This window comes from Pseudomonas sp. ADAK2 (assembly GCF_012935755.1).
In the GTDB taxonomy this organism is placed as follows: Bacteria; Pseudomonadota; Gammaproteobacteria; order Pseudomonadales; family Pseudomonadaceae; genus Aquipseudomonas.
Genome location: NZ_CP052862.1, coordinates 5,074,211 through 5,097,117, shown reverse-complemented (window position 1 = coordinate 5,097,117; position 22,907 = coordinate 5,074,211). Strand labels below are relative to the sequence as shown.

General features: G+C 60.8%; 20 protein-coding genes. 10 read left to right on the top strand and 10 right to left on the bottom strand.

All coding sequences use genetic code 11. From position 1 onward, the window contains the following. Positions 1 to 27 precede the first annotated feature (27 nt). The 8 genes from HKK52_RS23360 to HKK52_RS23325 all read left to right on the top strand — a co-directional run bounded on the left by HKK52_RS23360 (position 28) and on the right by HKK52_RS23325 (position 9,044). Positions 28 to 1,962 carry a DUF294 nucleotidyltransferase-like domain-containing protein gene (locus tag HKK52_RS23360; protein WP_169372776.1) on the top strand — a complete coding sequence of 645 codons (1,935 nt, stop codon included), beginning with the start codon at positions 28 to 30 and terminating at the stop codon, positions 1,960 to 1,962. Next, a complete protein-coding gene (locus HKK52_RS23355) occupies positions 1,959 to 2,666 on the top strand; it encodes a 3'-5' exonuclease (protein WP_169372775.1) in 708 nt (235 codons plus the stop codon). The genes HKK52_RS23360 and HKK52_RS23355 overlap by 4 nt, the downstream gene beginning before the upstream one ends. Positions 2,667 to 2,824: 158 nt before the next feature. Beyond that, positions 2,825 to 3,343 (top strand): RNA polymerase sigma factor, encoded by a 519-nt coding sequence (locus HKK52_RS23350; protein WP_169372774.1) that lies wholly within the window; start codon positions 2,825 to 2,827, stop codon positions 3,341 to 3,343. After that, positions 3,340 to 4,311: a FecR domain-containing protein gene (locus HKK52_RS23345; protein ID WP_169372773.1), complete on the top strand. Its 972-nt coding sequence runs from the start codon at positions 3,340 to 3,342 to the stop codon at positions 4,309 to 4,311. The genes HKK52_RS23350 and HKK52_RS23345 overlap by 4 nt, the downstream gene beginning before the upstream one ends. A 221-nt stretch (positions 4,312 to 4,532) precedes the next feature. Next, positions 4,533 to 6,962, top strand: coding sequence for a TonB-dependent siderophore receptor (locus tag HKK52_RS23340; RefSeq protein ID WP_169372772.1), 2,430 nt, complete (start codon positions 4,533 to 4,535; stop codon positions 6,960 to 6,962). 73 nt (positions 6,963 to 7,035) lie between these two features. Further along, positions 7,036 to 8,166, top strand: coding sequence for a PepSY-associated TM helix domain-containing protein (locus tag HKK52_RS23335; RefSeq protein ID WP_169372771.1), 1,131 nt, complete (start codon positions 7,036 to 7,038; stop codon positions 8,164 to 8,166). Further along, the gene (locus HKK52_RS23330; RefSeq protein ID WP_169372770.1) at positions 8,163 to 8,342 is read left to right on the top strand and encodes a hypothetical protein; all 180 of its coding nucleotides are present in this window, start codon (positions 8,163 to 8,165) and stop codon (positions 8,340 to 8,342) included. Before HKK52_RS23335 ends, HKK52_RS23330 begins: the two co-directional genes overlap by 4 nt. 72 nt (positions 8,343 to 8,414) lie before the next feature. Then, complete coding sequence (locus HKK52_RS23325; RefSeq protein ID WP_169372769.1) at positions 8,415 to 9,044, top strand: glutathione S-transferase; 630 nt, start codon at positions 8,415 to 8,417, stop codon at positions 9,042 to 9,044. Between the two features lie 180 nt (positions 9,045 to 9,224). Here the strand turns inward: HKK52_RS23325 and creD are convergent, their stop codons facing one another. After that, positions 9,225 to 10,595 carry a cell envelope integrity protein CreD gene (gene creD, locus HKK52_RS23320; protein ID WP_169372768.1) on the bottom strand — a complete coding sequence of 457 codons (1,371 nt, stop codon included), beginning with the start codon at positions 10,593 to 10,595 and terminating at the stop codon, positions 9,225 to 9,227. A 235-nt stretch (positions 10,596 to 10,830) separates the two neighbouring features. Between creD and HKK52_RS23315 the strand changes: the two genes are divergently transcribed. Next, on the top strand, positions 10,831 to 11,841 hold the full coding sequence (locus tag HKK52_RS23315; RefSeq protein WP_169372767.1) for an acyltransferase family protein: 1,011 nt from the start codon (positions 10,831 to 10,833) through the stop codon (positions 11,839 to 11,841). 5 nt (positions 11,842 to 11,846) lie between these two features. On the opposite strand, the gene creC is transcribed toward HKK52_RS23315, so the two are convergent. From creC to rloA2, 3 genes are read right to left on the bottom strand one after another with little or no spacing between them, the layout of a single operon-like run. Next, positions 11,847 to 13,274 carry a two-component system sensor histidine kinase CreC gene (gene creC, locus HKK52_RS23310; RefSeq protein ID WP_169372766.1) on the bottom strand — a complete coding sequence of 476 codons (1,428 nt, stop codon included), beginning with the start codon at positions 13,272 to 13,274 and terminating at the stop codon, positions 11,847 to 11,849. Beyond that, on the bottom strand, positions 13,274 to 13,954 hold the full coding sequence (creB, locus tag HKK52_RS23305; protein WP_169372765.1) for a two-component system response regulator CreB: 681 nt from the start codon (positions 13,952 to 13,954) through the stop codon (positions 13,274 to 13,276). The genes creC and creB overlap by 1 nt, the downstream gene beginning before the upstream one ends. A gap of 59 nt (positions 13,955 to 14,013) precedes the next feature. Beyond that, on the bottom strand, positions 14,014 to 14,520 hold the full coding sequence (rloA2, locus tag HKK52_RS23300) for a retropepsin-like aspartic peptidase RloA2 (protein WP_169372764.1): 507 nt from the start codon (positions 14,518 to 14,520) through the stop codon (positions 14,014 to 14,016). A 286-nt stretch (positions 14,521 to 14,806) separates the two neighbouring features. Here rloA2 and HKK52_RS23295 point away from each other — a divergent pair, with 286 nt between their 5' ends. Continuing rightward, positions 14,807 to 15,694, top strand: a complete 888-nt coding sequence (locus tag HKK52_RS23295) for an acyltransferase (protein WP_169372763.1) — start codon at positions 14,807 to 14,809, stop codon at positions 15,692 to 15,694. A gap of 1 nt (position 15,695) precedes the next feature. Here HKK52_RS23295 and HKK52_RS23290 read toward each other — a convergent pair whose 3' ends face one another. The 6 genes from HKK52_RS23290 to HKK52_RS23265 all read right to left on the bottom strand — a co-directional run bounded on the left by HKK52_RS23290 (position 15,696) and on the right by HKK52_RS23265 (position 22,895). Next, on the bottom strand, positions 15,696 to 16,250 hold the full coding sequence (locus HKK52_RS23290) for a DUF2780 domain-containing protein (protein ID WP_169372762.1): 555 nt from the start codon (positions 16,248 to 16,250) through the stop codon (positions 15,696 to 15,698). Between the two features lie 288 nt (positions 16,251 to 16,538). Continuing rightward, positions 16,539 to 17,738, bottom strand: a complete 1,200-nt coding sequence (gene fdhA / locus HKK52_RS23285) for a formaldehyde dehydrogenase, glutathione-independent (RefSeq protein WP_007947729.1) — start codon at positions 17,736 to 17,738, stop codon at positions 16,539 to 16,541. Positions 17,739 to 17,873: 135 nt separating this feature from the next. Continuing rightward, positions 17,874 to 18,731, bottom strand: a complete 858-nt coding sequence (gene purU, locus HKK52_RS23280) for a formyltetrahydrofolate deformylase (RefSeq protein WP_169372761.1) — start codon at positions 18,729 to 18,731, stop codon at positions 17,874 to 17,876. A 125-nt stretch (positions 18,732 to 18,856) separates the two neighbouring features. Next, positions 18,857 to 19,489, bottom strand: coding sequence for a sarcosine oxidase subunit gamma (locus HKK52_RS23275; protein WP_169372760.1), 633 nt, complete (start codon positions 19,487 to 19,489; stop codon positions 18,857 to 18,859). 62 nt (positions 19,490 to 19,551) lie between these two features. Continuing rightward, entirely contained in the window at positions 19,552 to 22,569 is a 3,018-nt protein-coding gene (locus HKK52_RS23270; protein WP_169372759.1) for a sarcosine oxidase subunit alpha, read from the bottom strand. After that, positions 22,566 to 22,895: a sarcosine oxidase subunit delta gene (locus HKK52_RS23265; protein WP_045059910.1), complete on the bottom strand. Its 330-nt coding sequence runs from the start codon at positions 22,893 to 22,895 to the stop codon at positions 22,566 to 22,568. The genes HKK52_RS23270 and HKK52_RS23265 overlap by 4 nt, the downstream gene beginning before the upstream one ends. Positions 22,896 to 22,907: the final 12 nt, after the last annotated feature.

Sequence of the window (22,907 nt, the reverse complement as noted above, 5' to 3'; positions counted from 1 at the left end):
AATTCAAAAAAGACTGCGGTAATAGTTATGAGTAAAGCGGATGCCTTCACCCAGGCAGGGAAAACCGCGGTATTGCAGAACATCCAGGGCACTTTGCAATTCCTCCAGCGCTTCCCGCCCTTCAATCAGATGGAGCACGCCCACCTGGCCTATCTGGTGGAGCAATGCCAGCTGCGTTTTTATGCTCCCGGCGACAGCATTATCAAACCCGCTGACGGCCCGGTTGAGCATTTCTACATCGTCAAACAAGGCCGGGTGGTGGGCGAGCGTCCGCACACGGCCAAGGGTGGTACCGAAACCACTTTCGAAATCACCACTGGGGAATGCTTCCCCCTTGCCGCGCTGCTGGGTGAACGGGCAACCCGAACTGAGCACTTGGCGGCTGAAGATACGTTCTGCCTGCAACTGAACAAACTGGCCTTCATCAAGCTGTTCGCCCTCTCCAATACGTTCCGCGACTTCGCGCTGCGAGGGGTAAGCAGCCTGCTGGATCAGGTCAACCAGCAGGTCCAGCAAAAAGCCGTGGAAACCCTCGGCACGCAATACTCGCTAAACACCCGGCTAGGCGAACTGGCGATGCGTCACCCCGTGACGTGCAGCCCGACCACGCCCCTGCGCGAAGCCGTGACCCTGATGCACGAGCAGCAGGTCGGCAGCATCGTGATCGTGGACGAGCACAAAGCCCCACTGGGGATTTTCACCCTGCGCGACCTGCGCCATGTGGTGGCGCAAGGCACCAACGATTTCAATGAAGCTATCGAACGGCACATGACCCGCGCGCCGTTTTTCCTGTCGCCGGACCACAGCGCTTTCGACGCGGCGATTGCCATGACCGAACGGCACATCGCTCACGTTTGCCTGGTCAAGGATCAACGCCTGTGCGGCGTGGTGTCCGAGCGCGATCTGTTTTCCCTGCAACGGGTCGATCTGGTGCACCTGGCACGGACCATTCGCAGCGCGCAGAAAGTCGACAACCTGGTGGCGATGCGCGGCGAGATCGGCCAACTGGTCGAGCGCATGCTGGCTCACGGTGCATCCTCGACCCAAATCACGCACATCATCACGTTGCTCAACGACCACACCGTGTGCCGAGTGATCGAGCTGACCCTCGCCGAAAAGGGCGACCCCGGCATTCCATTCAGTTGGCTGTGTTTCGGCAGCGAAGGCCGCCGCGAGCAGACGCTGCACACCGACCAGGACAACGGCATTCTGTTCGAAGCCCGCGACGCGGCGCATGCCGCCGAGATTCGCGGCAAGCTGCTGCCCATCGCCCAACAGATCAACCACAGCCTGGCGCTCTGCGGCTTCACCCTGTGCAAGGGCAACATCATGGCCGGCAACCCCGAGCTGTGTTTGTCCCGGGCCGAATGGGCGCGGCGCTTTGCAGCGTTTATCCGCGAGGCGACGCCGGAGAACCTGCTGGGTTCGAGCATCTATTTCGACCTGCGAGTGGTCTGGGGCGACGAGCAAGGCTGCGAACAACTGCGTCGAGGCATTCTCGATCAAGTGGCGGATAACCGTTTGTTCCAGCGGATGATGGCCGAGAACGCGTTGCGCAATCGTCCGCCCGTAGGACGTTTCCGCGAGTTCGTGCTGGCGCGCAAGAATGGCGAGAAAGCCACGCTGGACCTGAAAGTCCAGGGGCTCACGCCCTTTGTCGACGGCGCCCGCTTGCTGGCCCTGGCCAATGGCATCGAAGCCAACAACACCCAGGAGCGCTTCCGGCAATTGGTAGAAAAAGAAATCATCGATCGGCTGGACGGTGCGGCATACGAAGAGGCCTATCACTTCATCCAGCAAACCCGCATGCAGCAACATCAGCTACAGACCCGGGAGAACTTGCCCTACTCCAACCGCGTCGATCCCGACAGCCTCAATCATCTGGACCGGCGCATCCTGCGTGAATCCCTGCGCCAGGCCCAACGCCTGCAAAGCAGCCTGACTCTGCGGTATCAGCTATGAGCCTGTTTTCGTGGCTGCGCCCTGCTACCCCGCTGCTGGCCGAGGACCTGCAACTACGCCGGCAACGCTTGCCGCTTGGCGCCGAGCTGCGCGAATGCAGTTTGCGTGAACAGCGCTGGGTGGTGCTGGACCTGGAAACCACCGGACTGAACCTGAACAAGGATCGGGTGCTGTCCATCGGCGCAGTGGTGATCGAGGATGGCGCGATCGATTTCAGCCAGCAATTTGAACGCACGCTGCAATGCGTCGATATGAAGCTGGCGCCGAGCATGTTGATTCATGGCCTGGGGCCTAGCGCGATTGCGGCCGGCAGCGACCCGGCCGAGGCGCTGCTGGAGTTCATGGAATTTTTGGGCGACAGTCCGGTGCTGGCGTTTCATGCGCCGTTCGATCAGCACATGCTTGGGCGGGCGCTGAAAGATCATCTGGGCTACAAGTTGCAGCATCCGTTTCTAGACGTGGCGGACATCGCGCCGCTGCTCTGTCCGCAGGCGAATATCCGCGAGGCCGGACTGGATGAGTGGATCGACTGGTTCAAGCTCGAAGTCTTCGAACGGCATAACGCCAGTGCCGATGCGTTGGCCACGGCGGAGTTGGCGTTGATTTTGTTCAGCCGGGCGCGGCAGCAGCAGATTCATAGTCCGTTGAATCTCCAGCAGCGGATCAGCCAGTGGAAACGACGGCAGCGGGCGCCTTCGTTCTGAATCGGCGGCATCTGTTCTGGCGCCTTCGTGGGCAAGCCTCACTCCTACGGGTTCCCTCGCTGCGGTCTCCCGACCAACGCCAATTGCTTCCCTCCTCCGCTCCTGCCACAATCGCGAACAATTCTCGTTAGTTAACACTTCCCAATCGGTGATGCTACGTGTCGTCAGTCCAAGGCCCCCACAGCGAGCTCGTTGGTGCGTTATATCGCGACCATCGCGGTTGGCTATTGGCCTGGCTGCGACGCAACGTGGCCTGCCCGCAACGGGCCGAAGACCTGAGCCAGGACACCTTTGTCCGCCTGCTCGGCCGGGATGAACTCAATGAACCGCGCGAACCCCGGGCGTTCCTGGTGGCGATCGCCAAGGGCCTGCTGTTCGATTATTTCCGCCGCGCCGCGCTGGAACAGGCCTACCTCACCGAACTGATGCTGATCCCCGTAGGCGAACAACCGTCGGTGGAAGAGCAGCAAATGATCCTCGAAGACCTCAAGGCCATCGACCGCCTGCTCGGCAAACTGTCGAGCAAGGCCCGGGCGGCTTTCCTCTATAACCGCCTCGATGGCCTGAGCCACGCCGACATCGCCGAGAAACTCGGCGTCTCGGTGCCGCGGGTGCGCCAGTATCTGGCCCAAGGCATTCGCCAGTGCTACATCGCGCTGTACGGGGAGCCGGTATGAACCCAGTCAGTTCCAAACCCGTGTCGGCCCAAGTGCTGGATGCCGCGATTGCCTGGCAGTTGTCCCTGGATTCCGGCAGCCCGATCGAGCGCGAAGAGTTCGCCAAATGGCACGCCGCCCACGAAGAACACGCCCGCGCCTGGCGCCAATTGGGCATGCTCGACCAGCGTTTCAGCGTCGCCAGCGGCCCGGCCCGCACGGCGTTGCTGCAATCGCGCGAAGGTATTCGGCGGCGCGTGCGCAAGCTCGGCAGCGGCTTGGCCAGCGTTGTCGCGGTGATCGGTTTGGCGCTGTTCGCCGGTGATCGTTACTTGCCCCTCGACTATTGGCTGGCCGACCAACGCACTGCCACCGGCGAGCAACGCACCCTGCGCCTGGCCGACGGCACCGTGATCAACCTCAACACCCACAGTGCGGTGGATGTGCGCTTCGATGAGAAGCAGCGGCGGATCATTCTTCAGGAAGGCGAAATCCTCGTCGAAACCGGCCATGGCGATTCCCGGCCGTTTATCGTCGAAACCCGCGAAGGCAGCATGCGTGCCTTGGGCACGCGGTTCCTGGTCAAGCGCGAAGAGGAAGGCACGCGCCTGAGCGTTTTGAAGTCGGCAGTGGCGGCCCATCCCGAGTCGAGCCCCGAAGAACAGATTTTGCGCGAAGGCCAGCAAGTGTTGATGCGCAGTAATGGCCTGGGCCCGATCGCCGCGCTCAACCTCGGCGCCGATGCCTGGACCCGCGGCATGCTGGTCGTCGACAACGCGCGCCTGGAAGACCTGGTGCATGAACTCGGTCGCTACCGCCGCGGGCATCTGGGCGTGGCGCCGGAGATTGCCGACCTGCGCATCACCGGCAGCTTCCCGTTGCACGACACCGACAAGGCCTTGAGCGCGCTGCTGCCGACACTTCCGGTGCAAATTGAACAGCACACGGCGTGGTGGGTGACGGTGGCGAAGGCTGACGTTAAACCCTGAAGTCACTGATCGTTCCCACGCTCTGCGTGGGAATGCCTCACTGGACGCTCCGCGTCCGCTTCGGCATGTGACGCGGAGCCGTCACGGGCTGCATTCCCACACGGAGCGCGGGAACGATCATCTGTTACTGAATCGAAATTATTTTCATCCAGCCCTATCACTTTTGCAGTCTCGTTCGGCACCTAGGCAATTGAGAAATATTTCCATTCAGGAGCCGCTGTATGTCCCGTTCGCTCGACACCTTGTTGCGCCCCAGTTTGCTGGCGGCCGCCATTGCCCTTTGTGCCCCCCTGGCCAGCAGCCAACTGATCGCCGCTGAACAGGCGTCCAGCGTTCGCGCCTACAACCTGCCGGCCGCGCCATTGGCCAGCACCCTGAACCAGATCGCCAGCCAGGCCGGCCTGGCGTTGTCGCTGAATCCATCGTTGGCAGCGGGCAAGACCTCGGCGCCGGTCAAAGGCCAGTTCGACGCGACCGCCGCCCTGCGTGAAGCCTTGCGCGGCACCGGTCTGCAACTGGAACAGAGCAGCACCGGCACCTACAGCCTGGTGGCCGTGCCCGAGGGCGTGATGGCCTTGCCTGAAACTTCCGTTATTGGTGTGGAGAATGCTGAAAGTGCCTGGGGCCCGGCGACCGGCTACCTCGCCACCCGCACCGCCGCTGGCACCAAGACCGACACCGCTCTGGTCGAAGCGCCGCGTTCGATTTCGGTCGCCACCCGCGAGCAAATGGACGACCGCAACGTACAGAACATCGATGATGCCGTGCGCTACATGCCCGGCATTGTCGCCAGCAGCTACGGCAGCGACACGCGTGCCGACTGGCTGCGGGTACGCGGTTTCGAGCCGACCCAATTCCTCGACGGCTTGCCGCTGCCAAATGGGGTGTACGCCAACCCGAAACAGGAAACCTGGAACCTCGATCGCCTGGCCCTGCTGCGTGGCCCAGCCTCGTCCGTGTATGGCCAGACCCCACCGGGCGGCCTGATCGATATGGTCAGTCGTCGCCCCAGCGCCGAAGCCAGCCACGAGATCGAACTGCAATACGGCAGCGATAACCATCGCCAGATCAACTTCGCCAGCACCGGCAAAATCGATGATGAAGGCCAGTTTCTCTATAGCGTCAGCGGCGTCGTACGCGACAGCGGCACGCAGGTCGATCACGTCGATAACAAGCGTTACAACATCGCGCCCAGCCTCACCTGGAACATCGACCCGGACACCAAGTTCACCCTGCTGACGCAATTCACCCGCGACGATACCGGCATCACCAGCCAGTTCCTGCCGGTGCAAGGCACCAAGATCCGTTCGCCGCTTGGCGACATTTCCCATCACAAAAACCTGGGCGACCCGGACTGGGAATACTACGACCGCACCTACTACGCACTGGGCTATGCCTTCGAACATCGCTTGAACGATGTCTGGCAGTTCAAGCAGAACCTGCGCTACACCAAGTCGGACCTGTCCTTCCAGGCCCTGACCCCGGGCGCGTATCCGTTCACCCAGGTCGACGCCGATGGCAATGTGGGTCGTTCGAGCACCAGTACCGACGAAGACATCAGCCAGTTCGCCGTAGACAACAACTTCCAGGGCGATTTCGCAACTGGCGACATTCGCCACACCCTGTTGATCGGCCTCGATCACCAGCGCACCAACACCAACTACACCTCGATCTTCGGCGACGGCCTGACCACCAACGTCAACAACCCGATCTACGGCCAGCCCATCGTGCGTCCAGCCCGCTCGACCGCGTTCTACGACTACGACCAGAAGACTTACCAGACCGGCATCTACGTTCAGGACCAGATGGCCCTCGACCAATGGCGCCTGACACTGGGCGGGCGCGAGGATTGGGTTCACACCGGCACCACGTTCTTCAACAAGGGCGATGCCACTAACACCGAACGGGACAAGAAATTCAGCGGCAACGCGGCGATCAGCTATGTGTTCGACTCGGGTTTCGTGCCCTACCTGTCCTATGCCGAGTCGTTCCAGCCCACCAGCAAAGCCACCGCCTCGCCGACCGAGTCGTTCAAACCGACGGAAGGCAAACAGTGGGAACTGGGCATCAAGTACCAGCCTCCAGGCAGCAGCACCCTGCTGACCGCCGCGGTCTACGACCTGACCCAGAAAAACGTCTCCGTCACCACGACCAACTCGGACAACGTGTCGATCACCAGCCAGACCGGTGAAGTGAAAGTCAAAGGCCTTGAGCTGGAAGCCGTTTCCGACGTGACCGACAACCTGAAAATCATCGCCGCGTACACCTTGGCCAAGTCCGAAGTGCAAAAAGGTAATTTCAAGGGTAATCGCCTGCAACTGATCCCTAACCAGCAAGCCTCGCTGTGGACCGATTACACCTGGCACGCCGGCGTGCTGGATGGCCTCGGCATCGGTGCCGGCGTTCGCTACACCGGCAACACCTACGGCGACCAGGCCAACACCTGGCTGGGCAAGGCGGACGCCTATACGGTGTTCGACGCCTCGGTTCATTATGATCTCGGCCGTTTGGACAATAGCCTCAAAGGTGTATCAGTCGCGGTCAAAGCCACCAACCTGTTCGACAAGGACTACATCTCCACCTGTGACAGTTTCTACTGCTACTACGGCGACCAACGCAGCGTCGTCGCCAGTGCTTCTTACAAGTGGTAATTGCCTGAGCTGATACGCTCCAAGACCCAAGCCGTCCTTCGAGGACGGCTTTGGTATTTCTGAAGGCCATGAAATGAAAAGTAAAACAATTCGCCGCTGGTCCTGCATCCACACCTGGACCAGCCTGATCTGCACGGTGTTCCTGCTGATGTTGGCACTGACCGGCCTGCCGCTGATCTTCCATCACGAGATCGACCATCTGCTGGGCGATGCCGCCGAGCTGAAAGTCATGCCGGCCGATACGCCACAGCTGAATTTGCAGCAGTTGGTGGCGGCGGCTGAAAAGCATCGGCCGGGCGAGGTCATGCAGTATTTCGGCTACGACGATGAAGACCCCAACGGCGTGATCGCGATCATGGCGAAAACTGCCGGCACCGAACCGAACTCGTCGCATACCTTCATGCTCGACGCCCGCACCGGCGAAGCGCTGGAGATGCCGTCGGCCAACGGCGGGTTGATGATGGTCATGTTGCGCCTGCACGTAGACATGTTCGCCGGGCTGCCGGGCAAATTGTTGCTGGCGTTCATGGGGATCATGTTCGTGGCGGCCATCGTGTCCGGCACGGTGCTGTACCTGCCGTTCATGCGTCGCCTGAAATTCGCCACCGTGCGCCAGAACAAATCCACCCGCCTGCGCTGGCTCGACCTGCACAACCTGATTGGCGTGGTGACCCTGACCTGGGCCTTGGTGGTTGGCGTGACCGGTGTAATCAGCGCTTGCGCCGACCTGCTGATCGCCGCGTGGCGTAATGACAGCCTGAGCGCGATGGTCGCGCCCTATCGCGATGCGCCGCCGCTGACCCGACTGGCACCGGCCACCCGGCTGCTCGACATTGCCCAGGAAGTCGCGCCGGGCATGCAACCGGACTTCATCGCCTTCCCCGGCACGCGCTTTTCCAGCGAACACCATTACGCGGTGTTCATGAAAGGCAGCACGCACCTGACTTCGCACCTGCTGACCCCGGTGCTGATCGACGCCAGCACCCTGCAAGTCACCGCCGTGGCCGAGCGTCCGTGGTACATGGACGCCATGGGCATGTCGCAGCCGCTGCACTTCGGTGATTACGGCGGCATGCCGATGAAAATCCTCTGGGCAACCCTGGATGTGCTGACCATCATCGTGCTCGGCAGCGGGGTGTATTTGTGGGTGGTGCGGCGCAAAGCGGCGAAACCGCTGCTCGACAAAGCGGAGCGCCCGGCATGAAGCCCAGACAGTCGAACTTCTGGAAAGTCTTCGCCACGCCGACAGTGATTGCATTGCTCAGCGCTGCCGGGTTGTTTTCCGCGCTGCTGGGGGATGGCGTATGGGATGCGTTGAGCTGGCTGGGGCTGGGCATTCCTGCGGCCCTGGCCCTGCGCGGATTGCTGAAACGGCACTAAAACCCTTGTCATCTTGAGCTATCGGAGTAACACGCTATGCTGCCCGGCACTGCCACCGATCGAGACGCTGCCATGTCCGCCCCGAGCATGACCCTGTTCCACAACCCCGCTTCGCCCTTCGTTCGCAAAGTCACGGTGCTGCTGCACGAGACTGGCCAGACCGACCGCGTGGCCTTGCAAGCCAGCCAACTGACGCCGGTCAGCCCGGACCTGGCGCTGTGCGAAGACAACCCGCTGGGCAAGATCCCGGCCCTGCGCCTGGCCGATGGCAACGTCATCCATGACAGCCGGGTAATCCTTGATTACCTCGATCACCAGCACGTCGGCAACCCATTGATTCCGCGTGACGGCCCGGCCCGCTGGCGGCGCCTGACCCTGGCCTCCCTGGCCGACGGGATCATGGACGCTGCGGTGATGATTCGCTACGAACAAGCGCTGCGAGCCCCGGAGAAACATTGGGACGAGTGGCTCGATGGCCAGCGCGAGAAGATTCGCCGCGCCTTGGCGTTGCTGGAAGCGGATGCGATTGCCGAGCTGACCAGTCATTTCGATGTGGCGGCGATCAGCGTGGCGTGTGCCTTGGGTTACCTCGACCTGCGCCATCCCGATCTGGAATGGCGCACGGCGAATCCGAAGCTGGCCGAGTGGTTTTTTCAGGTGAGCCAGCGGCCTTCGATGTTGGCGACGATGCCTAAGGCCTGATCTTTGCGGTGACTGATCTGCCGTCATCGCGGGCAAGCCTTGCTCCTACAGACCGCGTGTTCCTGTAGGAGCACGGCTTGCCCGCGATGGCATCACCTCGCTCTAACGGAAACAACCCGAAAATCAGCGTCGCCAACACTTCCCCTTCCCGCTGATCCTCCCGCAACCCCAACGACCGGCTCATTCCACCGCTCCCCTATCAAATTCCAACGGTTTGGCGGTCTTCGCGCCGATGCCGTACCAGTCCAGCTTGCGGGTCAGTACCATGAACACGCCCAGCAGCCCGAACAGCAACAGCGAGCCCATCAACAGCGCGTAATCCTCGGCACTCAACAAGCCATAAAGCAAACCGTACAACGCCGCCAGCCCTGCGGAAAAACTCAGGCCGTGGCGCACGCTGCGCAACACGTGGCAGACATAGAAGCCGATCAGCAACACGCAGCTACTGGCCGACAGCAGATACGCCAGGGCAAAGCCGATGTGCTCGGACAGCGACAGCAGCAACAGATAGAAGAACGCCAGGGCCACGCCGACCAGCGCGTATTGCACCGGGTGCACCGCCAGGCTTTTCAGCACTTCGAAGAGGAAGAAGCCGGCGAAGGTCAGGACGATAAACAACAGCGCATATTTGATCGCCCGGTCGCTTTTCAGGTACTGGTCCACCGGGTCGATAAAGCTCACGCCGAAGCTGCGACCGTTGAACGCTTCACAGCCTGCGCCGGATGCGCAACTGCTCAACGCTTCTTGCAGGTTGGTGGAGAAAAACGAGGTCTGCCAATTGGCGGTGAAGCCCTGGTCGCTGACTTCGCGCTGGGTCGGCAGGTAGTTGCCGATAAAGCTTGGATGCGGCCAGTTGGCGGCGAACGAAACTTTGCTGGTCTTGCCCACCGGCAGTACTTGCAACTGACCGGTGCCTTGCAGGCGCAGGTCGAAACCGAAGGCCAACTCCGTGGCCTGCTTCGCATCCAATATTGGAAGCATGACGTGCACGCCCTCCCCCAAAAAGCCCACCTGGCTGCCCGGGACGAAGTTCAGGCGCTGGCCATCGAGCTCCAGTTTCAGGGCATTCTCGATGCCACGAATGTCGCTGATACCGACGGCCAGGAATGGCTGTTCGAATTGGTAATCCGCAAAATCTTCCTTGATGCCCAGTTGTTCCGGGATCGAGAAATGCCCGCTGATGCGATTATCGGCGTGGAACAGTCGCGCTTCGTAAATACCGCGCGAGCGCAGTTCGGTTTGCACCTGGCCATCCAGTTCGAAGCGTTCCGGGAGAAAGTACAACCGCCCGCGCTCTTCACCGACTTCCTGATAACGCTCGTTGGTTTTTTCGTTGAGCTTCCAGCTACGTACCACTTTGCGATACGGCACCACCATCAGCGGCCCGCTCAATTGCTGACTGAAGCTGGAACTGCGGGCGATGTCTTCCAGTACACCGTCGCGCAATTGCTGACGGTCCTGGATCACGCCGTTGATCATCAGCAATGGGATCAGCAATAACAGAATCAGTAGGGCAATCGCCCCGAGTTTTATGGCCAGGTTGCGGTTCATGGGTTCTCTCCCTGTTCGAATGAGGGAGAGTCTGGGATCGATGTGTGGGGGTTTTGTGGGGGGAATGTGGAGAGTGTGTGGAAACACCTGTAAAAGCCGTTTCCACCTTGGCACACTGCCGGGCTTTAGGTCGACTCCAGGTATTTAAACCCTTTCTGGAATCATTGCCCGCCACATACAACTTGGAATGGTGGTCGCAGGTTTGTTCCAAACCAGGCCAGACAAGGAGCGCTGCATGCGAAACAATTCATTTGATCTGATCAGGCACCTTGCCGCCCTTATGGTCCTGGTCAGCCACCACTATGTGCTGGCCGGCATGAACGAGCCCGCCATCGAGGGTTACCACTCACTGGGCGGTATAGCGGTTCTTTGCTTTTTTGCGATTTCCGGGCTGCTGATCACGCTCAGTTACTTGAATGCCACCAGCGTTCAAAACTACCTGGTAAAACGCGTCGCACGGATCTTTCCTGCACTCATCGCTTGCTCATTCGTCATGACTTATGTGGCCGGGGCATTTTTTTCCAGCGACTATGTTTCGGGCAAAGGCGCCTTCATCGACTTTCTGCGGATTTCAGCATTCGGGCGAGCAACGATTGATGAAGTCACCCATGACTTCATATTCAGCGAATCCTTCAACGGAAGCCTCTGGACGCTGAAGATCGAATTTGCTTTTTATATTCTGCTGGCGCTTGCCCTCACCCTTTATCGCAGCGCCTTGATGCCTTGGGCACTGCTCTCGCTGTTTTGCGTGGCGACCTATGTCCTGGACAGCTTCCCCGTGCATGCACTGGCACAAAAGTTTCTTGTCTATTGCGCCACCGGTATCGCGTTCTTCGCCGGATCGTTGATCGCTTTTTACAAGCACCGCTTCAACAGTGCGCGCACCAAGATCGGCGTCTTGGTGGGTGCCTGTCTTCTGGTGTTTTCATCCCTGGGCACTTCGGCGGCCTGGGTCCTGGCGTCATTGGGCATAAGCCTGGCGACAATCAGCCTGGGTTTGCTGTACGTCGATAAAACCATCAGGGGACGATTCGATATCTCCTATGGCATCTACCTGTACGCCTTTCCCGTCCAGCAATTGATCATCAATAAGACGCAGCTGGCCTTTTTCCCTTCCATGGCCGTTTCAGCTGTCATCGTCATTGGCCTGGCAACACTGTCGTGGCTGATTATCGAACAGCCGGCGCTGGCCCTGGCCCACCGGAACACGCTTCGAAAATCGGCGCCTGTGCCGGTGGCACCCTGAGCCCATCAAGCACCTTGAGGCACGCTCACCCGTGCTTCAACGCCATCCTCCACATTGCCGACCCACAGCTGACCGCCATGCAACTTAACCACCTCTTCAACGAAGTTAAGCCCCAACCCGGTGCTTTTTCGCCCGCTGTCCGGTCGCGGTAGCGAGTAAAAACGCTCACTCAACCGCGGTAATGCGTAATCGGGAATCGCCTCAGCCTGGTTGAACAGCTTGAACGCTATCTGCTCGCCAACGCGCTCGGCGCTGAAGCGCAGCACGCCCTGAGCCGGTGTGAAGTCCAGAGCATTTTCCAGCAGATTACCCAACGCCTGACGCAACAGGAACGGCTCACCGACCAACGCCAGATCAGGGGCAATCGTCTGCTCAACGCGTAACTGTTTGCCCTCGATTCGCGCAGCCTGAGCGTCCAGCAATTCATCTATCAAAGCGGCCAATGGCACTTCAATCCGCTCCTCCAACCCTTGTCGCTGCTCAACCTGCGCCAGATTCAACAACCGTTCGATCAACTGCTGCATCCGCGCACTTTCGCTGTCGATGTTGCTGACGAAACGCTGCTGCTGGGCCAAAGGCATCTCGCCTTGCAGCAGTTCCGCCGCGCCGCGAATCGCCGCCAGCGGGCTTTTCAATTCATGGGTCAGGGTGTGCACGTAGCGCTCGACGTAAGCCTTGCCTTCCAGTTGCGTACGCATCTGCTCCACCGCCGTTGCCAGTTGCTCGAGTTCGCCGCCGCGGTAATGCGGCACCTCGACCCGTCGCCCTTCGCTGACGGCCTGCGCGTAAGCGGTCAACCGCCGCAGCGCCGCGCTCAACCACCAGGACAGCACGGCGCCAAACAGCAAGCCGAGGCCGATCAACCCGGCGCCATAGGCGAACAAGCGTCGCTCGGTCCGGTCAACGTAGGGCTGCAATGAGCTGTTGGGTTTGGCCACCGTGACCACGCCGATGATCTGGCCGTTGTCGCGGATCGGCGCGCCGACGTGCATCGCCGAGGTGCTGGCGTCATTGGGATCGCTGCGGGTCGAGCGGGCGCCGTACTCACCACGCAGGGTCAGGTAAACGTCGTTCCAGCGCGAGTAGTCCTGGCCCACGGCGGCGCCGCTGGAATCGAGCACCACGATGCCTTTGGCGTCAGTGACGTAGATGCGGTGGTTGACCTGATTCTTCGGCAGGCCCCAGATGCTCGCTTTCGGCTGCCGTTCGCCGTAGGCCTTGAGCAATTGCGGCCAGTGATTCTGGTTGAGGGTGCCGGCCTTGAAGTCATCGCGCAGGATTTCGGCCAGCAGGTTGGCGGTGTCCACCAGGGTTTCTTCGGTGGATTGGCGCACGCCGGGGCGGATTTCCTGCATCACGGTGTTGAGCACGAAATAACCGGTCAGGCCGATGAACAGCAAGTAGACCAGGAAAATCCGGATCGCCAGTGACATCAGCTGTGCCCCGGGCTGTAGCTGTAGCCGAGGCCGCGATGGGTCTGGATCGGTTCGGCGTCGGCCCGTACCAGGCGCAGTTTGGCGCGCACGCTCTTGATGTGGCTGTCGATGCTGCGCTCGTACCCGGCATCGGCGGACACGCCCAAGGCATCGAGCAGTTGTTCGCGACTGAAGACCCGTTCCGGTTGCTCCAGCAAGCATTGCAATAGACGAAATTCATGGCGGGTCAGGCTCAGGGACTGGCCGCGATAGCTGATCTGCACCCGTTCGCTGTCGATGCGAAACAACGTCGAGGCCACTTCGGCTGAAGCACGCGGGGCCATGCGCTTGAGGATCGCCCGGACCCGCGCCGCGACTTCCCGCGGGCTGAATGGCTTGACCACGTAATCGTCGGCACCGATCTCCAGGCCCACTACGCGGTCGATTTCCGCATCACGGGCGCTCAGGAAGATCACCGGCACGTCGCTGAAACGCCGCAGTTGCTTGCAGGTCTCGAAGCCGCTGATGTCCGGCAAGCCGATGTCGAGAATGATCAGGTCGGCCGGGGTCTGGCGCTGATGCTCAAGCGCGGCCGCGCCGAGGCTCAACCAGGTCGTGGTAAAGCCTTCGCCCTGCAAGGCAAAAATCAACGTGTCGGCAATGGCCGCTTCGTCTTCGACAATCAGGATATGAGGCATGGCGTCCGAGCACGGCAGTTAAGTTGCGCAACGGTGGCCCAAGCCTCACATCTCGTCAATCAGCAGTCGGGTTTATCCGCGGTAAAGCGTCGGGCCGGGTTCACCGCGGCGCCGAATTCACGCAAGGCCTTGGCGCCGATAAGCAACGGGTAATTGAAGCTGCTGCGGTCGGTGAGGTTGACCTCGACCGTGCGCTTGACGTTGCCCAGGCACAGCTCCAGATCGACCACTGGACGCTTGGTGGGTGCGGCCTCGTCCTTCTCATCTTCGTCTTCTTCGGAGCGGGTCTTGATCTTGCTGATCCGTGCGATCTTGTGTTCGTAGACCTTGTTGCTCGCGTCCTTGGTGGCGAGGCGGAAGCGCACCCAGTCGTCGCCGTCGCGGGTGAACATTTCGATGTCCTTGGCCGACAGCGACGCGGTCAGGGCGCCGGTGTCCATCTTGGCCTTGAGGACTTCACCGCCGATTTCCGGCAGCGCGATGTATTCGTAACGCCCGTACAGGGTCGGCTCGGCGGCCATGACCGGCAGGGCCACGAGGGTCAGCAGTGCAAGGAGGGATTTCACGTAATGGGCATCCATAAGGAGTGGGCAGCGGGATTTTAGACCTTTATCGGTTAGATCGTTCCCACGCTCTGCGTGGGAATGCCGCCATGGACGCTCTGCGTCCGCTTTGGGACGCGGAGCGTCCCGGGATGCATTCCCACGCAGAGCGTGGGAACGATCAGCCGCGCGGGGAAAGATCGGTGGGAGGAGATTAGCGGTTCAAAGGTGAAACATTCGTCACCACCGATTTGGCCTGCCGCCCGAAGCTGCTTATCATGGCGCGCCCAAATGCTTTCAAGAGTTACTTATGCGCCGCCTGCTCACCGGCTGTTTCGTTACCCTGCTGCTGTTGCTCAACACCCTGGTCCTGTTCGGGCCGCTGATGGTGTTTGCCCTGCTCAAACTGGTCCTGCCCGGCCGTTATCGCGATTACGCCTCGTGGGCGGTGATGTGGATCGCCGAGACCTGGGCCGAAATCGACAAACTGATCTTCCGCCTGTGCATCCCCACTCAATGGGACATTCGCGGCGGCGATGACCTGCGCGGGGATACCTCGTACCTGGTGATCAGCAACCACCAATCCTGGGTCGATATCCCTGCGCTGATCCAGACCCTGAACCGGCGCACGCCGTTCTTCAAATTCTTCCTCAAGAAAGAACTGATCTGGGTGCCGTTCCTGGGTCTTGCCTGGTGGGCGCTGGATTACCCGTTCATGAAGCGCTACACCAAGGCGTTCCTGGCGAAAAACCCTGAATTGGCCGGGCATGATCTGGAGATCACCAAAGCGGCATGCGAGCTGTACAAACGCCAGCCAGTGACGGTGGTCAATTACCTGGAAGGCACCCGGTTCACTGCGGCGAAAAGTACCCAGCAGCAATCACCGTTCACGCACCTGCTCAAACCCAAGGCGGGCGGCGTGGCGTTTGTGCTGGCGGCTATGGGCGAACAGCTGGACGCGATTCTGGATGTGACGGTGGTGTATCCGCAGCAGGCGATTCCGGGGTTCTGGGATTTGATCAGCGGCAACGTGCCAAAGGTCATCATCGACATCCAGACCCGCGAGCTGGACCCGGCGTTGTGGCAAGGGGATTACGAGAACGATCCGCTGTTTCGCGAAACCGTCCAGAACTGGGTCAACCAGCTCTGGATCGAGAAGGACCGGCGCATCGACGCGTTGCGCGCCGAGCGCTGCTGAATCAGCTACCGGAACCGGCGCCCCAAATCCCGCCGAGGCTTTCCAGCAATGGACCGCCAACGCCCTGGCCGCCGAGGTACTGGAGAATCACCGGGGCAAACTGGCCGACCATCCCACTGTCCATGCCCAGGGCGCTGAATGCGCTGTTCAGGTCATTGGTGTTCTTCACGTTGCCCAAGGCGTTTTCCAGACCTGCCGATTTACCGGACGAACCGAGCAAGCCGCTGAGGGCGCCCAGTTCACCGCCACCCGACAGTTTGTCGATCCCCGGTACGCTTTTGGCCAGCTCTGAGTAATCCGTCGAACTCAATTTATTTTTGGCCAGACCGAGCATCGCACCAGTGCCGCCTACGGCTTGTTGCGGGGTCACGTTCAATTGGCTGAGCGCACTCAGAAGGCCGGCCGTCTGTGAGGTTGGCGCGGTCGCTGCGGCGGCGTTATCGCCCTTCATGCCCGAGATGGCATTGGCCGCATCGTTCAGGCTGAACTGAGCAAAGACCGGGCTGGCCGCCAGGGTCATCAGCGAAGCCAGTGCAAAACCGCGTGAAATCTTCATCGAGACAACCTCTTTAGGCATAAACCGCCCACCCATGGGCGGCGAAAAACTGTGCGTTGGACTGGTGGCCCTGAGGATTGTTCCCAAGCCCCAGGGAACGCGCTGTTGTGTTTTTAAATGATCGTTCCCACGCTCCGCGTGGTAACGCCTCCTGTGACGCTCTGCGTCACGCTTTGGGACGCAGAGCGTCCCGGGCTGCATTCCCATGCGGAGCGTGGGAACGATCATCTGTGTTCCTTCCAATAAAAACGGCGACCCTGAGGTCGCCGTTTTGCATTGCGGGAAGCCTTACGCCGCGCTGAACAACTTGTGCGGATCGATCACAAATTTCTTCGGCACACCCGCATCGAACTCGCCATAACCACGTGGCGCGTCATCCAGGCTGATGACTTCCACGCCCACGATGTCGGCAATATGGATACGGTCCCACATGATCGCCTGCATCAGCTGGCGGTTGTACTTCATCACTGGCGTCTGGCCAGTGTGGAAGCTGTGGGACTTGGCCCAGCCCAGACCGAAGCGAATGCTCAGGCTGCCCATTTTCGCGGCAGCGTCCACAGCACCCGGATCTTCCGTCACGTACAGGCCTGGAATACCGATCTTGCCTGCCACGCGAACTACGCCCATCAGCGAGTTGAGCACGGTGGCCGGCGCTTCGTGTTTCACGCCGTCATGGCCGTGGCCGCGTGCTTCGAAGCCCACGGCGTCGACGGCGCAATCCACTTCCGGCTCGCCCAGCAGTGCGGCGATTTGTTCGTGCAACGGCGTGTCGAGGGACAGGTCAGCGATTTCAAAACCCTGAGCTTTGGCGTGGGCCAGGCGCACAGTGTTGACGTCACCGATGATCACCACCGCTGCACCCAGCAGACGCGCGGAAGCGGCAGCGGCCAGGCCGACTGGACCGGCACCGGCGATGTACACGGTGCTGCCCGGGCCAACGCCCGCCGTCACGGCGCCGTGGTAACCGGTCGGCAGGATGTCTGAGAGGCAGGTCAGGTCGCGGATTTTTTCCATCGCGCGATCGCGATCCGGCAGTTTCAGCAGGTTGAAGTCGGCGTACGGCACCATTGCGTATTCAGCCTGACCGCCGGTCCAGTCGCCCATGTCGACATAACCATAAGCACCGCCGGGACGGGCCGGATTGACGCTCAGGCAAACGCCGGTGTGCATCTCTTTGCAGGAACGGCAGCGCCCGCAAGCGACGTTGAACGGAACGGACACCAGGTCGCCGATCTGCAGGTTCTCGACGTCGCTGCCCTTCTCGATCACTTCACCGGTGATTTCGTGACCCAGTACCAGGCCGGTTTGAGCGGTGGTACGACCGCGCACCATGTGCTGATCGGAACCACAGATGTTGGTGGACACTACGCGCAGGATGACAGCGTGATTAATCTTCCTGCCGCGCGGGTCCTGCATTTTGGGATAGTCGATTTTCTGTATTTCGACCTTGCCGTTGCCGAGATACACGACACCACGATTACCAGACATGCTTTCACCTCGCTGTTGTTTTTATGTAGCGGTCGCGTCGCCATGGAGCGGCGGCGCGTTGTTTGCTCTGGTTGTTGCCTGTGTGTCTTGTGTTGTCCTTTAAGGCCTAATCGCGGGCAAGCCCGCGATGGCGATCTAAAGAACGACGGTTCTGTTCGCGTTGAGAAAGACTCTTCTCTCTATGTGATAGCCCACGGCGCGAGCCAGGGTCAGCCCTTCGATATCCCGCCCCTTGGCGATCAAATCTTCCGGGTAGTGACTGTGGTCCACCACCTCCACGCCTTGGGCGATGATCGGGCCTTCGTCCAGGTCGTTGTTGATGTAGTGCGCCGTGGCGCCGACCAGTTTCACGCCCTTGTTGTAGGCCTGGTGATACGGCTTGGCGCCCTTGAAACCCGGCAGCAGCGAGTGGTGAATATTGATCGCCTTGCCGTCGAGTTTGCGGCACAGCTCCGGCGACAGGACTTGCATGTAACGGGCAAGGATCACCAGCTCAGCGCCGGACTCTTCAATCACTTGCAACACCTGACGCTCCTGCGACGGCTTGTCGTTGGGGTCGAGAGGGAAGTGGTAGTACGGAATCTGATGCCAGTCGGCCAACGGCTTGAGGTCCGGGTGGTTGGAAATCACGGCGGCGACGTCCATCGACAACTGGCCGATGCGCTGGCGGTAGAGCAAGTCGTTGAGGCAGTGATCGGCCTTGGAAACCATGATCACCACTTTTGGCCGGTAGTTCGGCGCGGTCAGTTCGAAGATCATGCCGAAATGCGCACCGCGTTCTTCGAGACCAGCGCGGAAGGCTTGTTCGTCGAAGCCGTCGGGCTGGCGGAATTCCACGCGAATGAAGAAACGACCCGAGAGCCGGTCATCGAAGGAATGGTGCTCGGTGACGTAGCAGCCCTGCTCGAACAGAAAGCGGGTCACCGCATCCACGGTGCCGAGGACGCTTGGGCAGTCGGCGGTCAGAATCCATGTGTCTGGGGCGCGGCTCATAGTCGTGTCTCTCCTCTGATCGTTCCCACGTTCTGCGTGGGAATGCCGCCATGGACGCTCTGCGTCCGCCTTTGGGACGCGGAGCGTCCCGGGATGCATTCCCACGCAGAGCGTGGGAACGAACATTACGCCTGGACGCTAAGGCCGAATTCGGCGGACGCATCCTGCAACCACAACCACCAGTAATCCGAGAAGCTGCGACGGATCAGCAGTTCCCAGGTGTCTTCGGCGGTGTGGCGGATTACCAATTGCGACTTGGCGAACACCGTGCCGACAGCCTTGCCCACCGGGAAGCTGTTCGGGTGTACGTCGTAGCTGGTGGATTTCATCAGTACCTGGCGCACGTTCGGGCCGCTCAGTTCGAGAATCTGCTGGCCGCCGCTGACGTTGACGATCTGGATATGCAAATCGCCCAGCGCTTCACGCAGCTTTTGCTCGGCAGCGAACTCTTCGCCGGTCGGCACGATCAGCAGCCATTCATCCGGGCCCATCCATTGCAGGCTGGTTTCGCCTTTGACGATGACGCTCAACGCGCCCGGCAATTCGATACCGAGGGCCTTGTGCACGCCAGCGCTGAACGCGGCATCGTGGCCATCACCACGGATGGTCAGGTGGCCGAGGAGTTTTTTCTCACGCACGATCACGCCGGCGTTTTTGCGGCCCTTGCCCACCAGGCTGACGAGGTCGGCGTGATGCAGCGACGACTCGGCTTTGGCCCCGGTGGTTGGGCGTTGTTGGTAAACATTGGCTGCGGTCATAAAGCACCTGTTCCTGAATTCTGTTTTGATCGTTCCCACGCAAAGCGTGGGAACGATCAGTGTCAGATGTTCTGGCGATCACCCTTCGGATCGAAGAACACCGAAGAAACAATCTCCGCCTCAATTACGCTGCCATCCGCCAGCGGTGCGAACACCCGCTCACCGATGCGCTTCAACCCACCCTTGACCACGCCCATGGCAAACGAATAACCAAGGGAGTTGTGCAAGTAGCTGGAGGTCACGTGGCCGACCATGGTCATCGGAATGGTTTGCTTGGTGTTGAACACCAGTTGCGCCCCTTCCGGCAGCCATTTGGTCGGATCGATCGGCTTCAGGCCCACCAACTGCTTACGTTGATCACGCACGCAGTCTTCGCGGTTCATGCCGCGCTGGCCGATCCACGAGAACGGTTTGGTGCGACCGACACACCAACCCATGTTCAGGTCGTCCGGGGTCATCGAGCCGTCGGTGTCCTGGCCGACGATGATGAAACCCTTCTCGGCCCGCAGGATGTGCATGGTCTCGGTGCCGTACGGGGTCAGGTTGTACTGCTTGCCGGCCTCGGCGATTTTTTCCAGAACGCCCATGGCGTAATCGGCCTGCACGTTGACTTCGTACGACAGCTCACCGGTAAACGAAATCCGGAACACCCGCGCCGGCACGCCGCCGACCAGGCCTTCTTTCCAGGTCATGAACGGGAAGGCTTCGTTGGTCAGATCAATGTCGGTGACTTCGCTGAGCAGCTTGCGGCTGTTCGGCCCGGACAGGGTCATGGTTGCCCAGTGATCCGTCACGGAGGTGAAGTACACCTTCAGGTCTGGCCATTCGGTCTGTTGGTAGATTTCCAGCCATTGCAGTACGCGTGCAGCGCCGCCGGTGGTGGTGGTCATCACGAAATGGTTGTCGGCGAGACAAGCCGTTACGCCGTCGTCGAAGACCATGCCGTCTTCTTTGCACATCAGACCGTAGCGCGCCTTGCCCACGTCTAGCTTGGTCCAGGCGTTGGTGTAGATGCGGTTCAGGAACTCGCGCGCATCCGGGCCTTGAATGTCGATCTTGCCCAGGGTCGAAGCGTCCAGCAGGCCGACGCTGTCGCGCACGGCTTTGCATTCGCGTTTGACTGCGGCGTGCAGGTCTTCGCCGTTTTTCGGGAAGTACCACGGACGCTTCCACTGACCGACGTCTTCGAATTCAGCACCGTTTTTCACGTGCCAGTGATGCAGCGCGGTGAAACGAACCGGCTCAAAGATGTGCCCACAGTGACGACCGGCCACGGCACCGAAAGTTACCGGCGTGTAGTTCGGGCGGAACATGGTGGTGCCCATCTGCGGGATTGTCACGTTCAGCGAACGGGCGGCAATTGCCAGGCCGTTAACGTTGCCGAGCTTGCCCTGATCGGTGCCGAAGCCCAGCGCGGTGTAGCGTTTGACGTGCTCGACCGACTCGAAACCTTCGCGGGTCGCCAGTTCAATGGCGGCGGCGGTGACGTCGTTTTGCAGGTCGACGAATTGCTTCGGCGCCCGTGCGGTGTTCTTTTCGTGCGGCACCTGGAACAGCGCCAGGGTCGCCTCTTCGAGACGGCTCAGGGCTTTCGGCAAGGTGCCTTCGACCACACTGAAACCGGCTTCGCTGGCGGCGCGAGCGCCGCCTTCAAAACCATCGGCCAGGGAATCGCCGAGACCGTAGACCCCATTGATGCCACCGACGCACACGCGTTTCTGCGGTGCTTCGCCCGGTACGAAACCGAGGATGTCTTCACGCCAGGTCGGCTTGCCGCCCAAGTGCGAAGCCAGGTGAACCACCGGGCTGTAACCGCCGGAAGTGGCAACGAGGTCGCAATCGAGCCATTCACCAGGACTGGTCACGGTGTGGCCTTTGACATCAATCGCGGCGATGCGCGCAGCGGTCACGCGCTTGGTGCCACGAGCCTCGATCACGGCGCTGCCGGTGAGGATGCGGATGCCTTTGGCACGCGCTTCTTCCACCAATGCACCGCGCGGGTTGCTGCGGGCGTCAGCGATAGCAACGACTTGCAGACTGGCGTCGAGCCAATCCAGAGCCACGCGGTAGGCATGGTCGTTGTTGGTCGACAGCACCAGTTTCTTGCCCGGTGCCACGCCGTAACGGCGCACGTAAGTCGACACAGCGCCGGCGAGCATGTTGCCCGGCACGTCGTTGTTGCCGTAGACCAGTGGACGCTCGCAAGCGCCGGTCGCCAGGACTACACGCTTGGCGCGAACCCGGTGGATGCGCTGACGGACCTGGCCAATCGGTGCGCGGTCGCCGAGGTGATCGGTGAGGCGCTCGTGAATGGTCAGGAAGTTATGGTCGTGGTAACCGTTGACCGTGGCGCGCGGCAACAGCAGCACGTCCGGGGTGTCTTTCAATTCGGCGATAACGCTGGCGACCCACTCGGTGGCCGGTTTGCCGTCGAGGCTTTCGCGGGAGTCGAGCAGGCTGCCGCCGAACTCTTCCTGCTCATCGGCCAGGATCACGCGGGCACCGCTGCGCGCAGCGGCCAATGCTGCGGCGAGGCCAGCAGGGCCGGCGCCGACGATCAGCACGTCGCAGTGCTGGTTCATGTAGTCGTAGGTGTCCGGATCGTTCTCGGTCGGCGAACGGCCAAGACCGGCGGCCTTACGAATGTACTTCTCGTAAGTCATCCAGAACGATTGCGGGTACATGAACGTTTTGTAGTAGAAACCCGGCGGCATCAGCTTGCCGCCGACCTTGCCGAGAATCCCCATCATGTCGTTGTTCACGCTCGGCCAGCCGTTGGTGCTGGTGGCGACCAAACCTTGGTACAGCGCTTGTTGCGTGGCGCGCACGTTCGGAATCTGCGTGGCTTCAGTGGCGCCAATCTGCAGCACCGCGTTCGGCTCTTCGGCACCGGCGGCGAAGATGCCGCGCGGACGGGAATACTTGAAGCTGCGACCGATGATGTCGACGCCGTTGGCCAGCAAGGCAGCGGCCAGCGAGTCGCCTTCAAAGCCTTTGTAGACCTGGCCGTTGAAGGTGAAGCTCAGCACTTTGTTGCGGTCGATCCGTCCGCCGTTGGACAGGCGATTAGTCTGGCTCATACCTTCTCTCCCAGAGCCGTGGCGGCCGCTTTCGGGCTGTCGGTCTTGTCGGTGAATTGTGGCTTGGTGCCGATCTTGTAAGTTTCGAGAATCTCGTAGGTCACGGTGTCACGGGTCGCGTTGAAGTACTGACGGCAACCGGCGGCGTGGATCCACAGTTCGTGGTGCAGACCGCGCGGGTTATCGCGGAAGAACATGTAGTCGCCCCACTCCTCGTCGGTGCAGGAAGTCGGGTCCAGTGGACGCGGGATGTGCGCCTGGCCGGATGCGTGGAATTCCTCTTCAGAGCGCAGCTCGCCGCAGTGAGGACAGAAGATATGCAACATGGGGATTTCTCC